This window comes from Yersinia mollaretii ATCC 43969, from assembly GCF_013282725.1.
In the GTDB taxonomy this organism is placed as follows: domain Bacteria; phylum Pseudomonadota; class Gammaproteobacteria; order Enterobacterales; family Enterobacteriaceae; genus Yersinia; species Yersinia mollaretii.
Genome location: NZ_CP054043.1, coordinates 275823 through 289492, shown reverse-complemented (window position 1 = coordinate 289492; position 13670 = coordinate 275823). Strand labels below are relative to the sequence as shown.

The window sequence follows — 13670 nt, the reverse complement described above, 5'->3', positions numbered from 1 at the left end:
TAGATAACCTGCCGGAAGTGTGTTCCCAGATTAACCTCAGCCTGTATAGTTAAAGACTGTCTGATTCAGCAATACCGTCATCCGCCAATGCGTGGCTGATGCTATTCACCACCGTATGGGGGGCGAGTTTTATCTCTGCCAGCACTTTTCCGGTTTTTGGGGGGCCTTTATAAACGTAAAGTGACGCGACTGGCTTACCGTCATCGTTTGTTCCGACTGAAACCTGATAACTGGTATCACCATTTCTGACTGTGAATATCTGATTACTCTGATACGCATAAGAGGTATTACCCATCGGAACGGTGATATTCATCTCTTTACTTTTTGTGCTGGTCTTACCAAAAGAGTAAGATACGGACAGGGGTGATAATGCAGATTTCCACTTCCTTTTTATGGTTAAGTGTCTGCGCATAAAAAACAGGTTTTGTACGGGTCTTGCGGAGTGGCTTCGGTGCTTCTGCATGGGCAAGCGTTACTGATGAGAGTAAAAGCCCCGCGCTTAGCAGCCAAAACCGACGATACTTTTTAATACTTTTATCATTTTTACACACCCACTTCCGATAACATGACATAAATATCCCTGCCTCTGACTTCAATGGTCAGAGGTTCCTTATTGTCGGTATTCATCAATACCTTCCCGCTACATGTTCTGGGTGACAGTAGAGCAAGCGCTTTGTGCAAGTTGTTCTGTGCCTGGCTGCGTTTTAAGTTGGTCACCGACTATCATCGACGGAACAGTACACATCAGCCATACCTGCAACAAACGCCAAGGTTCAGGGGGTCATTGACGCTGTTGTGTTGGTATAACCTGGCAATGGCATTGACCTGACTGAATGGGACGGGTTGCATGTTCTGCGAACAGAGACACTGATACTGTTGCTACAGGGACGGAGCACACTTGTTATGTGCCGGTGCTGTCGCCTGGCTATCTCATGGACATACTGAGCACTGGAAGTTTTTTGCAGCAGTACGGCCTGAAAGGAGGAGTGAAAACTAATGGCCTACAGGTAAAGAACTAAAAGGCCATCTGATGACACATTAATCAGCAATGCCCTGCTTTTGTTGTTGAATATCTTGTTCAATACCATCTCGTACATCTTGTGGGATTTTCAGTGCGTCACCTAATGCGGCAAGGTAGCTGCGCTCCATAAAATGGTCCACATCAATAACGGCACAACTGAGAAAATAGAGCTCCAGCGCTTCTTCTTCATTTTGTATTTCACGGGCCAGTAATTGAGGATCTAACGGTCTATCAATCGCTTGTTGCACCAGACGTTCGCCCTGTTCACCGATACCCGCTTCCTGCATATTTTGTTCAATAATGCGTCGCTCTTTGGCATCAATGTGCCCATCACTTTTGGCAGCAAATACCAGTGCCATAACCAATCGCTGCACACGCTGGTCTACAGGTGCTGTTTGCTGACCATACTGTGAACCATCTGGATGATTCTGACGGATCCTATCTTTATATTTATTCCATAACACGGTACTGAGTACTGCGCCGCCACCGGCAAGTAACGCACTGGTACCGTATTTGCTCAACAATTTGCGTGATGATTTACTTCCAACCAGTAAGCCAGCAAGGCCGCCTAAGGCGCCGGGCACTAACATATTACTCAGGCTAGAACCGCCTTCGTTACTCTTTTTCGTTACCTGTCCAAGCATGGATTGTAATTGTTGTATCAAGTTATTCATAATCGCCATCAGATAGAGTGGAATAATTACTTCGAGCATAAAGCAACGAATGTCAAGATGTGTATGGGGAGGTAAAAAACAGGGATCGATACACCAGCAGCGGCTTGTCAGCCAGTGCTGCAAACTACTGTAAAGCCGAGGTCATGTTTTCCTGCGCAATGCAGTTTATGCCGATGATCAGTACTTGTTGATTGCCGGGCAATCGCATCAGAACCTCCGTCAGGAGGGTACCCCTCCTACGGCCCTGCTTCCAGCATGGCGTGCGGGTCGGCACATCAGGTCATTGTGTGTTCAGGATAATCAGGGTTAATACCGGTTTTTATATCGCTCCTGACTGCGGTAACGATTACGGACTGCTCGCCGCCGCTCTTCTGGTGTTCCCTGTGATTTCAGTAAACACTGTTCACGTCGCCGAACAATCTGTTCCCATTCAGTATCATCAGGGCAGTGGTCCATGACAGCAAGCCACTGTGTCGCAGCCCTGCGCTAGAATCCGGCCAGTTCTAAATCGGTCGCATTTTGTATTAACGTTTCAATACTCACTGCACTCTTTAATTCAGCCAACTGGCATCACTCCACGCTGGATTGTGTATCACTTCCCCTAAGTCCTAAAACTTGACAGTAAAAAACCCGATATTGGCTTTTTCTGCAAGAGAACGAAGCTCTTGCACATAAAAACACATCACTTACCTTGTCTGTGGCGAATGATAACTATACTGAGTTGATCAGATTAACTGATCAATATCGACTGATTGATCTGCATAATCGATTTCACAGACTCATTTTATGACCGTATTCTTACGGGGGCTAACACGGGGAAAGGTGAGCCCTGCGCAGACAGGGCTATACTCAAACAGGATATTCTGTTTGTACTCATTACATGTTGGCGAATGTATTTCTCAACGTTAATGGGGGCTCATCCGTATCAATTTGCTACTCATCTCTCTTTGTGGATTCACTGTAATACACAATGACGTTGCCCATCGATAAGTCATTTTTACGTTATTAGAGGTTAATTGATTTACGGCAATAATAGATAAGTCTCTTGTTATCCTACCTGGTTCTAAAATACCCCGAATACACATCACATTTCTGGAAAAAATATTTGTAGGCATATTCCTACAATAAGCTCCATAAACTCTCAGTTTAGTTTTTATGATGTTTATTAATACCTTTGTTTGTAGGGGGTTATCTTTCTGGTGCAAGAAATGTCTTATACATCAGTGTGATGTTGCATTTTTTTTAAAACGCAAATAGTTACTTTTTGTTACATTTAACTCATTGGTGTTAGATGGCTAACGTTTCTACACTGCGCGCACTGGTATTTAATTGATATGCTAATGCGTGTGAAAAATACCTGCCTGATACTGTTTCATGCCATCCGATGAATGGATAGGGATATCTACTAAAGTGTTTTTTTACTTTAATGCACACCGAGTTAATCGGTGGGCAGTGAATGCTGTGCCGGATAATGTAGATTATTTCTATTCATTTTCTCAGTGGTGGCTTTTTAAGTTTCCTTCCCTTAATAAGGAAAGTCGATGTCCTCTTCAAGCTTCCAAAATGAGATACCTAAAGCACGCATTAATATTAAATTAGACCTCCACACCGGCGGTGCCCAGAAGAAAGTCGAACTACCTTTAAAACTTCTGGTGATGGGCGATTACAGCAACGGTCAGGAACAGCGTCCGCTGTCCGAACGTGAAAAGCTTAATATCAATAAAAATAATTTCAACAGCGTGTTGGCCGAGTTCCAACCGAGCCTGAAATTAACGGTGCCTGATACTTTGGCAGGGGATAATACCGATACCGCCGTATCTCTGACCTTCAACGACATGAAAGATTTCGAGCCGGAAAGTGTCGCCCGTCAAATCCCACAACTGCGTGCCTTGCTGGCAATGCGCAATCTGCTGCGTGATCTCAAGTCCAATTTGCTGGACAACGCCACCTTCCGCCGTGAGCTGGAAAACATCCTCAAAGACGAAGCATTGAGCGATGAGCTGCGTGCTGAACTGGCGGCATTGGCCCCCAAAGACTGTTAATCGCCGGATTGGCTGCTTGTAGAAAGAAGAAAAGGAACATGCTGATGTCTGTACAGGAAAACAGTGCGCAGGGTACTGCGACGACCGTATTAGAGAAAAACCGTCCCGTAGCCCAGGGGGTTTATGCCTCTTTATTTGAAAAAATCAACCTGAGCCCAGTCTCCTCATTGACGGGTCTGGATGCTTTCCAGAACAACGATACCATGGCGGATGCCACTACTGATGAGCGTGTCACTGCCGCCGTCAGTGTCTTTTTAGACCTGCTGAAGCAGTCGTCGAAAAAAGTGGAAAAGCTGGATAAAACCCTGCTGGATGGCCACATTGCGGCGCTGGATGATCAAATCAGTCGCCAGTTGGATGCGGTGATGCATCACCCTGATTTCCAACGGGTGGAGTCGACCTGGCGTGGCGTGAAATCCCTTATCGATCAAACCGATTTCCGTCAAAACGTGCGTATCGAACTGCTGGATATCAGTAAAGATCATCTGGTGCAGGATTTTGAAGACGCCCCTGAAATCGTGCAAAGCGGTCTCTACACCCAGACTTACATTCAGGAATACGACACCCCCGGTGGCGAACCGATTGCCGCCGCTATCTCCAACTACGAGTTCGACCGTAGCCCGCAAGATATCGCGCTATTGCGCAATATCTCCAAGGTCGCCGCGGCAGCCCATATGCCGTTTATTGGCTCAGTGGGTCCAGAGTTCTTTGGTAAAGAGAACATGGAAGAAGTGGCCGCCATCAAAGATATCGGTAACTACTTTGACCGTGCCGAATACATCAAGTGGAAAGCCTTCCGCGACTCAGATGATTCCCGCTATATCGGCCTGACCATGCCGCGCGTGCTGGGGCGCTTACCTTACGGCCCGGACACGGTGCCGGTACGCAGCTTTAACTACGTAGAGCAGGTGAAAGGGCCGGACCATGACCGTTATCTGTGGACCAACGCCTCGTTTGCCTTTGCCGCCAATATGGTGAAAAGCTTCATCAAAAACGGCTGGTGTGTGCAGATCCGTGGCCCGCAGGCCGGTGGCGCGGTGACCAACCTGCCTATTCACCTGTACGATTTGGGTACCGGTAATCAGGTCAAAATCCCGTCAGAAGTGATGATCCCGGAAACGCGCGAATTTGAGTTTGCCAATCTGGGCTTTATTCCGCTGTCGTACTACAAAAACCGTGATTACTCGTGCTTCTTCTCGGCCAACTCTGCCCAGAAGCCTGCGCTGTATGACACCGCTGATGCCACTGCCAACAGCCGTATTAATGCCCGCTTGCCATACATCTTCTTGCTGTCACGCATTGCCCATTACCTGAAGCTTATTCAGCGCGAGAACATCGGCACCACCAAAGACCGCCGTCTGTTGGAGCTGGAGCTGAATAACTGGATCCGTGGGTTGGTGACGGAAATGACTGATCCGGGTGATGACTTGCAGGCTTCCCATCCGCTGCGTGATGCAAAAGTCACGGTGGAAGATATCGAAGACAACCCCGGTTTCTTCCGCGTGAAGCTGTATGCCGTGCCGCACTTCCAGGTTGAAGGTATGGACGTGAATCTGTCATTGGTTTCCCAGATGCCGAAGGCGAAAGCCTGATTGTCCTTTGTCCTTGAAGTTGCAGCGTGTTGGCTGCTTTCTCTCCCCCAGTCATTGACGTTAGTCAACTCCTGGGGGATTGGTTCAGTTGCCGTCTAGCTGCAACACCAATGACTTTGGGCATGATTGTACGCAAGGAAGTACCCATGAAGATTTATCGTCCGTTATGGAACGACGGGGCCTTTTTGGCCCCACAACAATTCCAGCAACAGGCCCGCTGGGACGCCTATGTAGCAGACAGCGTGGCACATATGACATTGGCATCCCCATGGGGTGTCATTGATGCGGCATTTGACCGTGGGTCGTTGGCGCTTTCCCGCCTGAATGCGCTGCGACTGGTGGTTCGCTTCCCTGATGGCACGCTGATTGATTCTGAACGGGCGGATAACCTGCCTCCCGCCTGTGATTTGTCTGCGGTATCAGACCGTGATGTGGTCGATGTGGTACTGGCATTACCGTTGCTGTCGGCCAATGGTGGCAATCTGGATGATGGTCAGGACAGCGCGCGCCCTCGCCGCTGGCAGCAGGAATGGGTCACGGTACAGGAGCTTGCCGGTCATGAGCGCACTGAACTGGCGATAATGCGCCACGGGGTCACGCTGCGTTTTGCTCATCAGGAAAACAGTGCTTATCTGACCTGTCCGGTGGTGCGTTTGATGCGCAATGCCCAGGGGCAGTGGATGCAGGATGAGAGTTTTATCCCCCCGATGTTGTCGCTGGCGGCCAGTCAGGTGGTGCTGACTGAACTGGGGGATTTAGTCCACCGTCTACAGGCGCGTCGGCGTCGCCTGATGGCCATGCGCCGTGAAAGTAACGAACGGATGGCCGATTTTGCGGTGGCCGATGTGTCGTTGTTCTGGTTGCTGAATGCGTTAAACAGTGCCGAGCCGGTACTGATGGAGTTGTATCAGACGCCTTCCCGCCATCCCGAACTGTTCTATCGCGAACTGGTCCGCCTCGCCGGTAGCCTGCTGACATTTTCCCTTGAGCATAAAGCCGAAGACATTCCGCTGTATCAGCATGACGCGCCAGAGCAGGTTTTCCCGCCGCTGTTCACCTTGCTTGATGCCCTGCTCGAAGCCAGCCTGCCGTCCCGTATGGTGGCGATTGAACTGGCTCACGAGGGCCAATTCTGGACCGGTTCATTGCATGATGCCCGCCTGCGCGAAGGGGCTGATTTCTATCTCTCTGTTCGTTCTTCGATCCCCAACCATCTGTTGCAAACCCAGTTCCCGCTGTTGTGTAAGGCTGGCAGTGTTGAGGATGTGTCAGATGTGGTCAACGTGGCGTTGAACGGTGTGGCGATGAAACCGCTGTCTCATGTTCCGGCTGCTATCCCGCTGCGTCTGGAAAATCAGTACTTTGCCCTTGACCTCAAGGGGGCAGCAGCGCAGGCGATGCTGGATGCGGGGAACTGTGCTTTCTACACCCCGGGTTCGCTGGGTGATGTCAAACTCGAACTGTTTGCGGTGCTACGCTCATGAGCAAAATTAATACGTCGGTGGTTGATGCGGTCTTTTATCCCTGCTGGCTGATGGTCAGCCAGTTGCGTAACGGTCAGGAAGTTGAGGACGGAGAAGCTTTGTATCGCCGTGCCTGTGAGTGGATTGACAACGCGCGCGCGACATTGTCGCGTGCCGGTTTCAGCGAAATCAGCTGCGACCATATGCTGTACACCCAGTGTGCGTTACTGGATGAAAGCGTCCTGAACCGTCAGAAACAGGACAGTGGCTATACCAAATGGCTGAAAGATCCGCTGCAGGCCCGCTACTTTAATACTTTGAATGCGGGTGAAGAGCTGTGGGAGCGGATCCGCGCGGTGTTGCAGGAGCCGGCACCGGATACGGCGGTGCTGACCTGCTTTTACCGTGCGCTAACCTTGGGATTTGCCGGTCGTTACCGCGAACAGGGTGACGAGCGCAGAGAAGATGTGGTGCGTAAGCTGAGTTTGCTGGTGCCACCGTTTGCCTCTTCACAGGAAACGCCGGTGGTCTCGCGCTCATTGCGTCTGCGCTCTGGACGCAAAACCTATTGGTTTTCGTGGGGAGCGGGCGTCGTCATACTGGTTGCTCTGTGGTTCACATTGTCCACCCGACTGACGCACATGGTGTCTCAATTGACAGGGATGCACTAGCGGATGCGCGGATTAACACAGTTACTCCTGCTGCTGCTGGGGGCCTGCCTGGCACTGTGGCTTATCCTGGGTTTCTGGCCGCTGGGCACAGGCAGCCGTGTGGTACTGAGCATGCTGGTTGTCATCCTCTGTGGTGCGGTAGGCTATTTTCAGTGGCGCAAGCACAACCGTAATAAAGTGGCTAACCAATCCATTGCCGATTCAACGCTGCCGCCTGAAGATTTTCAGGGTGCGGTGGTACTGGTTTGTGGTGACAGCGATGCCCTGTTTTCCCCATCGGCATCTTTTTGTGAAACGCGTCAAGGTTGGTATCTGGTCGTGCAACTGCCAGAACAACTGCCGATACTCGCACAACATCTGGCGGCGGAACGTCCGGCGCTGATTGCCCAGATCTCGGTGTTACTGGCTATCGTGCCGGAGCAACATCAGAGTCGGGATGATTTTTCACAATCCCTGCGTGCTTGGCAACGGGCCATCGTGCAGTGCAAAGGATGGCTTGCGGGGATCCCGCCGGTCTGGCTGAGTACCTGGCTTTCACCGCCGGTATCCTCATCAGCGCAGGCAGAACGCTGGTACACGGTCACTCCGGGGCTAAAAGGCATTCAGGTTCAGGAGGCGGGGGCAGGCGTCATACCGCTGGTTGAATGGAGCCAGCCTAAAGAGTCCTGCAACGGTGAGGGAAGGTTGAGCGCTGTATTCTGGATGGAAAGTCTTCTGTCCTGGCTTGATGAACATGTCCTGAGCATCCTGACACAGCGGCAAGGAGATGTCCCTGCACTTACCCTGTGCGCATGGGGCTGCTGTTTTACACCGGTCGCGGGGCGTCAGAACAATTTGTGGCAGACACACATCAATGGAGTCACTACGCTGATGCCGGTGGCGACCCCTGAGCAAGAGTGCCTGCCGTTGCCAGAAGTGCTGCTACCTTATCTGCCTCGCCGCCGCGGCGTCTCCCGCCTGATGCAGGTTTGGCAGATGGCTGGCGTGCTGTGTGGGGTATTTTTACTGTTTGCCCTGCTGGCCTCTTTCATCAATAACCAGCGCCTGGTCCAGAGCGTTGGTGATCATCTGTCGCAGTATAACCGGCTCACTGGCACGCCTCCAACCCCTAAAACTCTGGCCCAACAGCAACTACGGGCAGATGCATATCTGCTGGATGACTGGTTACGTCGCGGTGCACCCATGCGTTTGTCTCTGGGATTGTATCAGGGGCTGCGACTGCGGGCTCCGCTTTACATTGCTATCAATAGCTGGGCGTCTCCTCCACCGCCACCACCGGTGATTAATCAAATTATTCAGGGGCCCAAAACCCTCCGTCTGGATAGCCTGTCACTGTTTGACGTGGGGCAATCAATGCTCAAGCCTGGCTCCACCAAAGTGCTTATCAATGCGCTGGTCGGGATTAAAGCCAAACCGGGTTGGCTGATCGTGGTGGCGGGTCACACCGATATCACGGGTGATGATAAGTCCAACCAGACTCTATCGCTTAAGCGGGCGGAATCGGTACGCAACTGGATGCGCGATACCGGGGATATTCCGGAAAGCTGCTTTGCCGTACAGGGTTATGGCCAGAGTCGTCCTCTGAAATCTAACGATACGGAAGCGGGCCGTGCGCTCAACCGCCGTGTCGAAATCAGTCTGGTACCGCAGGCCGATGCCTGTCGCCTGCCAGGCGTAAAAACAGCGTCACAGGATGAAAGTGACGTATCAACCCAAGAAATGGAGAAGTAACCCATGGCAATTCCAGTATATCTGTGGCTGAAAGATGATGGCGGTGCGGACATTAAAGGTTCCGTAGATGTTAAAGATCGCGAAGGCAGCATTGAGATCGTGGCGCAGGAACATAACCTGTATATCCCGACAGACAACAATACGGGCAAGCTGACCGGCACCCGTATCCATACCCCTTTCCTGTTCACCAAGGAAATCGATTCTTCCAGCCCGTACCTGTACAAAGCGGTAACCACCGGCCAGACCCTGAAATCCGCTGAGTTCAAATGGTATCGCATTAACGATGCGGGCCAGGAAGTGGAGTATTTCAATACCAAGCTTGAGAACGTGAAGCTGGTGAAAGTGGCACCGAAGATGCACGACATCAAGGATCCGGCCAAAGAGAAACACAATCACCTCGAAGCCATTGAGCTGCGTTACGAAAAAATCACCTGGACTTACAAAGACGGCAACATCATTCATTCCGATTCCTGGAACGAGCGTACTACCGCGTAATTACCCGTCATTCTTCGCGCCGCAGGTGCGTTGGCTACGTTCGCTCACTCGGGTCACATAGTTATCTATGCTCCCAGGGATTCGTTCATTTGCCGCCTGCCTGCAACACGAATTATTTAGGGTAACCCGCAGCAGCAGGCGGTTCGCCGTCTGCTTTTTGTGTTTTTAGCTCAGTATCGGGGTATCGGTATTCAGCCAAACGCACACACATTTTATCAGATGACCTTATGGGCCTTGGTTTATGGCTATGGGCGGTAGCGTGCCCGCCGCCAGCTTCATCTGGCTATTTTACTTGCCATTTTGCACCTGGGCAGTGCTCGGGCCATCACGTACTGCGTGTACGCTCCGGGCCTTGCGCGCTGTCCGTGTTCAAACTGACGGCGACAATAACGCCAGTGAAACCGGCTAACGTATCAGGTTTCGCATACAAGGAAGAAAATTTATGACAACGCATTCAGCACACTTATTACGTCGGTTAAATCCCTATTGCGCGCAGGCACTGGCCGGTGCTGCAACCCTGTGTCAGACCCGTGCCCATGCCGAGATAACCGTTGAACATTGGTTGTTGAAACTGCTGGAACAGGGTGAAGGCGATATCACGGTGATTGCCCGTCGTTATGAGTGGGACATGGACAGCCTGTGGCAGGGGTTGCTGGCCCATCTGGATACTTTGCCGCGCACGGTGCAGGGCAAACCCCAGTTGTCAGCTGCGTTACAGCAACTGATCAAAAGTGCCTGGCTGGATGCCTCGTTGCAGGAAGATGCCGATGCGGTGCGCTCGGTTCATCTGTTATCTGCTCTGATAAATTCGCCATCATTATTGGCCGCCGATGCCGCCTGGCCGTTGCTCAGCCTGAGCACCACCCAGTTACACCGCTTGCTACCGTTGTTGGACAGCCAATCCGACGAGCGCCCTGAAGTTCAGCAGGCTGCGGCACTGGCAGACAGCCCGGTCAATCTGACCAATGAGGCAGCGACTACTACCTCTACCAGTGGCCAGCCGCAACTCAATGACGCCCTGCAAGCGGCGCTGGATAAATTTACCCTCGATGTGACTGCTAAAGCGAAAACCGGGCAGATTGACCCGATTTTTGGTCGCGATACCGAGATCCGCCAGATGGTCGACATCCTGTCGCGCCGCCGTAAAAACAACCCGATTCTGGTCGGTGAACCGGGTGTGGGTAAAACCGCCTTGGTTGAAGGGCTGGCGCTGCGCATTGCCGAAGGTAACGTGCCGGATAGCCTGAAAACCGTCAGCCTGCGCACCCTGGACTTGGGCCTGTTGCAAGCCGGGGCTGGGGTCAAAGGCGAGTTCGAACAGCGGCTGAAAAATGTTATTGAAGCAGTGCAACAATCACCGACGCCAGTGCTGCTGTTTATCGACGAAGCCCACACCATCATCGGTGCCGGTAATCAGGCCGGTGGCGCAGATGCCGCCAACCTGCTGAAACCGGCACTGGCGCGTGGCGAGTTGCGCACCATCGCTGCCACCACCTGGTCGGAGTACAAACAGTATTTTGAGCGTGATGCCGCATTAGAACGCCGCTTCCAGATGGTGAAAGTTGACGAGCCGGACGACGCCAAAGCCAGCCTGATGCTGCGCGGCTTAAAGGGCCGCTACGCCCAGCACCACGGCGTGCATATTCTGGATTCTGCTATTACCGCTGCGGTTACCCTGTCGCGGCGCTTCCTGACCGGTCGCCAACTGCCGGATAAAGCGGTGGACCTGCTCGATACTGCCGGTGCCCGCGTGCGCATGAGCATCGACACGCTACCGGTCGCGCTGATGGAAATTAACGCCGAACTGGCTGCATTGGCGATGGAGCAACAGGCCATCGAACAGGATTTGCTCCTGCTGCCGAGTATCGGTTCAACCCGCTTATCTGAGATTGACCAACGCCGCGCAGAACTGCTGGTTGGGCAGCAAACGCTTGAACAGCAATATGCAGCAGAGCAACGCCTCACCGCCCTGATTATCGACGCGCGTCAGGATATCGCCAACGCGGCACATCTGGCCAGGTTGCAGGAAGAGTTAAGTCAGATTCAGGGTAATGCGCCGCTGCTGTCGCTGGATGTTGATGTGCGCACGGTGGCGACGGTTATCGCCGACTGGACAGGCGTGCCGTTGAGCAGCCTGCTGAAAGACGAACAGACCGATTTATTGCAACTGGAAAACCACCTCGCGACCCGGGTGGTCGGTCAGGATGCGGCGCTGGTTGAGATGGCGCAACGCCTGCGCGCCGCCAAAACCGGCCTGACGTCCGAAAATGGCCCGCTGGGGGTGTTCCTGCTGGTTGGCCCCAGTGGGGTGGGCAAAACCGAGACTGCGCTGGCACTGGCCGACACACTGTTCGGTGGCGAGAAATCGCTGATCACCATCAACATGTCTGAATATCAGGAGGCGCACACCGTTTCTCAGTTGAAAGGTTCGCCACCGGGCTATGTCGGTTACGGTCAGGGCGGCATTCTGACCGAGGCGGTGCGCAAGCGCCCGTACAGCGTGGTGCTGCTTGACGAAGTTGAGAAAGCGCACGCTGATGTCATTAACCTGTTCTATCAGGTATTTGACCGTGGCTTTATGCGCGACGGTGAAGGGCGCGAAATTGATTTTCGTAACACCGTGATCCTGATGACCGCCAATCTGGGCAGTGATCATCTGATGCAGTTACTGGATGAACAACCGGAAGCGACCCATAGCGATCTGCATGAACTGCTGCGCCCGATCCTGCGCGACCACTTCCAGCCCGCCTTGCTGGCCCGCTTCCAGACCCTGATCTACCGCCCACTGGATGCCACCGCGTTGCGTACCATCGTCGAGATGAAACTGGCACAGGTCGCTAAACGCCTGAACAAACATTACGGCCTGCACTGCACCATTGAGGAAAGCCTGTACGACACGCTGGTTGCCGCCTGCCTGCTGCCGGACACTGGCGCGCGCAATATCGATAGCCTACTGAACCAGCAAATCTTGCCGGTGTTGAGCCAGCAACTGTTAAGCCGTATGAGCGAGCAACAGCGCACCACTTCGCTGACGTTGGGCTGGGATGAAGCCGAAGGGATCACTTTGGGGTTTGGTGACTAAGGGTTCAACGTTGTCTAACCAAGAGAATAGTAACCCCTAAAAGATAGGGGACGTAGCCAATGCTGCTCATTTATTGCCCAGGAGGATTATACCTATGGATACGGTTGAAGAACTTAACGGTACTTATTTTTTTAATGGATTAAATAATCTGACGGCTTATGAGTTGCTGTTTTGGATATTGGTGGATGAAACTGAAAATCAACTGGGCATCAAAGATATCATTGGCGTGGCTTTTGTGATCCTCGGTAATAATAGTGTCGACGTACCTGGAAAACCCAATACAGCAACGAAAGGTACGTCGCATGCATCACTTTTTTTCCGCAAGCATCTCAGCTACAAATTCAAAAAACGCATCTTACCAACATTGACAAAAAAATCCTTTTCGTTAAGCGGCGTCAAGGTGTTTTGGGTTAATAATCTGGGGGCATTTGCAGGAAGAACCGTTCCCGTTTTAGGATGGATTATACTGGCGACTGATGTGGCCACGATCAGTTTCAAAACCGTAAGCAGGTATAACACCATCGCGCGAGCGGAGGATAAAATCTGGTGAACATGACAATCGAAGACAGCGTCAGAAAATTTGTCAAAAGCGAGCTACCGCTGGTGACCAGCCTGTTCATGAAAAAAATTGATATTGACGATGACACCCCCTTACAGAATTTGCATGAAGCAGATGATGTCGCTGAGATGACAGAAAAATTTTTCTCACATTTTAATGTTCAGCCCGCCGGATTTTCTCTCAGTAACTATTACCCCTGGAAGGTTAAATCCGTATTTTCACGAAAAGCCCTTAATCAAAACAAAATACCATTAACGGTTGGGATGTTTATTGAATCAGCCAAAGCTGGACATTGGCTCTATAACTGAACCGGAAATAACCTCCCCCTTCAAATAAACCT

General features: G+C 51.9%; 12 protein-coding genes and 1 pseudogene. 9 read left to right on the top strand and 4 right to left on the bottom strand.

The genetic code is table 11. The features are described 5' to 3' along the window. Positions 1-49: 49 nt before the first annotated feature. The 4 genes and pseudogenes from HRD69_RS01275 to HRD69_RS01265 form a co-directional block, all read right to left on the bottom strand. Entirely contained in the window at positions 50-313 is a 264-nt protein-coding gene (locus HRD69_RS01275; protein ID WP_004876061.1) for a hypothetical protein, read from the bottom strand. Positions 314-543: 230 nt separating this feature from the next. Continuing rightward, positions 544-775: pseudogene (locus tag HRD69_RS20760) on the bottom strand (hypothetical protein); the annotation flags it as partial. A gap of 263 nt (positions 776-1038) precedes the next feature. Beyond that, positions 1039-1695, bottom strand: coding sequence for a tellurite resistance TerB family protein (locus tag HRD69_RS01270; protein WP_032815021.1), 657 nt, complete (start codon positions 1693-1695; stop codon positions 1039-1041). A gap of 306 nt (positions 1696-2001) precedes the next feature. Next, on the bottom strand, positions 2002-2151 hold the full coding sequence (locus HRD69_RS01265) for a hypothetical protein (protein WP_004876063.1): 150 nt from the start codon (positions 2149-2151) through the stop codon (positions 2002-2004). A 1085-nt stretch (positions 2152-3236) separates the two neighbouring features. Between HRD69_RS01265 and tssB the strand changes: the two genes are divergently transcribed. The 9 genes from tssB (at position 3237) to HRD69_RS01220 (ending at position 13638) form a co-directional block, all read left to right on the top strand. After that, entirely contained in the window at positions 3237-3737 is a 501-nt protein-coding gene (tssB, locus tag HRD69_RS01260) for a type VI secretion system contractile sheath small subunit (RefSeq protein WP_004876064.1), read from the top strand. Between the two features lie 38 nt (positions 3738-3775). Beyond that, positions 3776-5329: a type VI secretion system contractile sheath large subunit gene (gene tssC / locus HRD69_RS01255; protein WP_004876065.1), complete on the top strand. Its 1554-nt coding sequence runs from the start codon at positions 3776-3778 to the stop codon at positions 5327-5329. Positions 5330-5475: 146 nt separating this feature from the next. Further along, on the top strand, positions 5476-6813 hold the full coding sequence (gene tssK, locus HRD69_RS01250; RefSeq protein WP_050115944.1) for a type VI secretion system baseplate subunit TssK: 1338 nt from the start codon (positions 5476-5478) through the stop codon (positions 6811-6813). Beyond that, positions 6810-7463, top strand: coding sequence for a type VI secretion system protein TssL, short form (gene tssL, locus HRD69_RS01245; RefSeq protein ID WP_004877018.1), 654 nt, complete (start codon positions 6810-6812; stop codon positions 7461-7463). Before tssK ends, tssL begins: the two co-directional genes overlap by 4 nt. A 3-nt stretch (positions 7464-7466) precedes the next feature. Further along, complete coding sequence (locus HRD69_RS01240) at positions 7467-9194, top strand: OmpA family protein (protein ID WP_004877020.1); 1728 nt, start codon at positions 7467-7469, stop codon at positions 9192-9194. A gap of 3 nt (positions 9195-9197) precedes the next feature. Then, the gene (hcp, locus tag HRD69_RS01235) at positions 9198-9689 is read left to right on the top strand and encodes a type VI secretion system effector Hcp (protein ID WP_004711812.1); all 492 of its coding nucleotides are present in this window, start codon (positions 9198-9200) and stop codon (positions 9687-9689) included. 442 nt (positions 9690-10131) lie between these two features. Beyond that, a complete protein-coding gene (tssH, locus tag HRD69_RS01230; RefSeq protein WP_172984588.1) occupies positions 10132-12771 on the top strand; it encodes a type VI secretion system ATPase TssH in 2640 nt (879 codons plus the stop codon). A 94-nt stretch (positions 12772-12865) separates the two neighbouring features. Continuing rightward, a complete protein-coding gene (locus tag HRD69_RS01225) occupies positions 12866-13321 on the top strand; it encodes an STM2901 family protein (RefSeq protein ID WP_004877025.1) in 456 nt (151 codons plus the stop codon). Between the two features lie 2 nt (positions 13322-13323). Continuing rightward, positions 13324-13638 (top strand): DUF1493 family protein, encoded by a 315-nt coding sequence (locus tag HRD69_RS01220; RefSeq protein WP_004877026.1) that lies wholly within the window; start codon positions 13324-13326, stop codon positions 13636-13638. Positions 13639-13670: the final 32 nt, after the last annotated feature.

Bases quoted from the DNA above. Each gene is read 5' to 3' on its own strand.
- HRD69_RS01275 (WP_004876061.1), bottom strand. From the start codon at position 313: ATGAATATCACCGTTCCGATGGGTAATACCTCTTATGCGTATCAGAGT.
- HRD69_RS01270 (WP_032815021.1), bottom strand. From the start codon at position 1,695: ATGAATAACTTGATACAACAATTACAATCCATGCTTGGACAGGTAACG.
- HRD69_RS01265 (WP_004876063.1), bottom strand. From the start codon at position 2,151: ATGGACCACTGCCCTGATGATACTGAATGGGAACAGATTGTTCGGCGA.
- tssB (WP_004876064.1), top strand. From the start codon at position 3,237: ATGTCCTCTTCAAGCTTCCAAAATGAGATACCTAAAGCACGCATTAAT.
- tssC (WP_004876065.1), top strand. From the start codon at position 3,776: ATGCTGATGTCTGTACAGGAAAACAGTGCGCAGGGTACTGCGACGACC.
- tssK (WP_050115944.1), top strand. From the start codon at position 5,476: ATGAAGATTTATCGTCCGTTATGGAACGACGGGGCCTTTTTGGCCCCA.
- tssL (WP_004877018.1), top strand. From the start codon at position 6,810: ATGAGCAAAATTAATACGTCGGTGGTTGATGCGGTCTTTTATCCCTGC.
- HRD69_RS01240 (WP_004877020.1), top strand. From the start codon at position 7,467: ATGCGCGGATTAACACAGTTACTCCTGCTGCTGCTGGGGGCCTGCCTG.
- hcp (WP_004711812.1), top strand. From the start codon at position 9,198: ATGGCAATTCCAGTATATCTGTGGCTGAAAGATGATGGCGGTGCGGAC.
- tssH (WP_172984588.1), top strand. From the start codon at position 10,132: ATGACAACGCATTCAGCACACTTATTACGTCGGTTAAATCCCTATTGC.
- HRD69_RS01225 (WP_004877025.1), top strand. From the start codon at position 12,866: ATGGATACGGTTGAAGAACTTAACGGTACTTATTTTTTTAATGGATTA.
- HRD69_RS01220 (WP_004877026.1), top strand. From the start codon at position 13,324: ATGACAATCGAAGACAGCGTCAGAAAATTTGTCAAAAGCGAGCTACCG.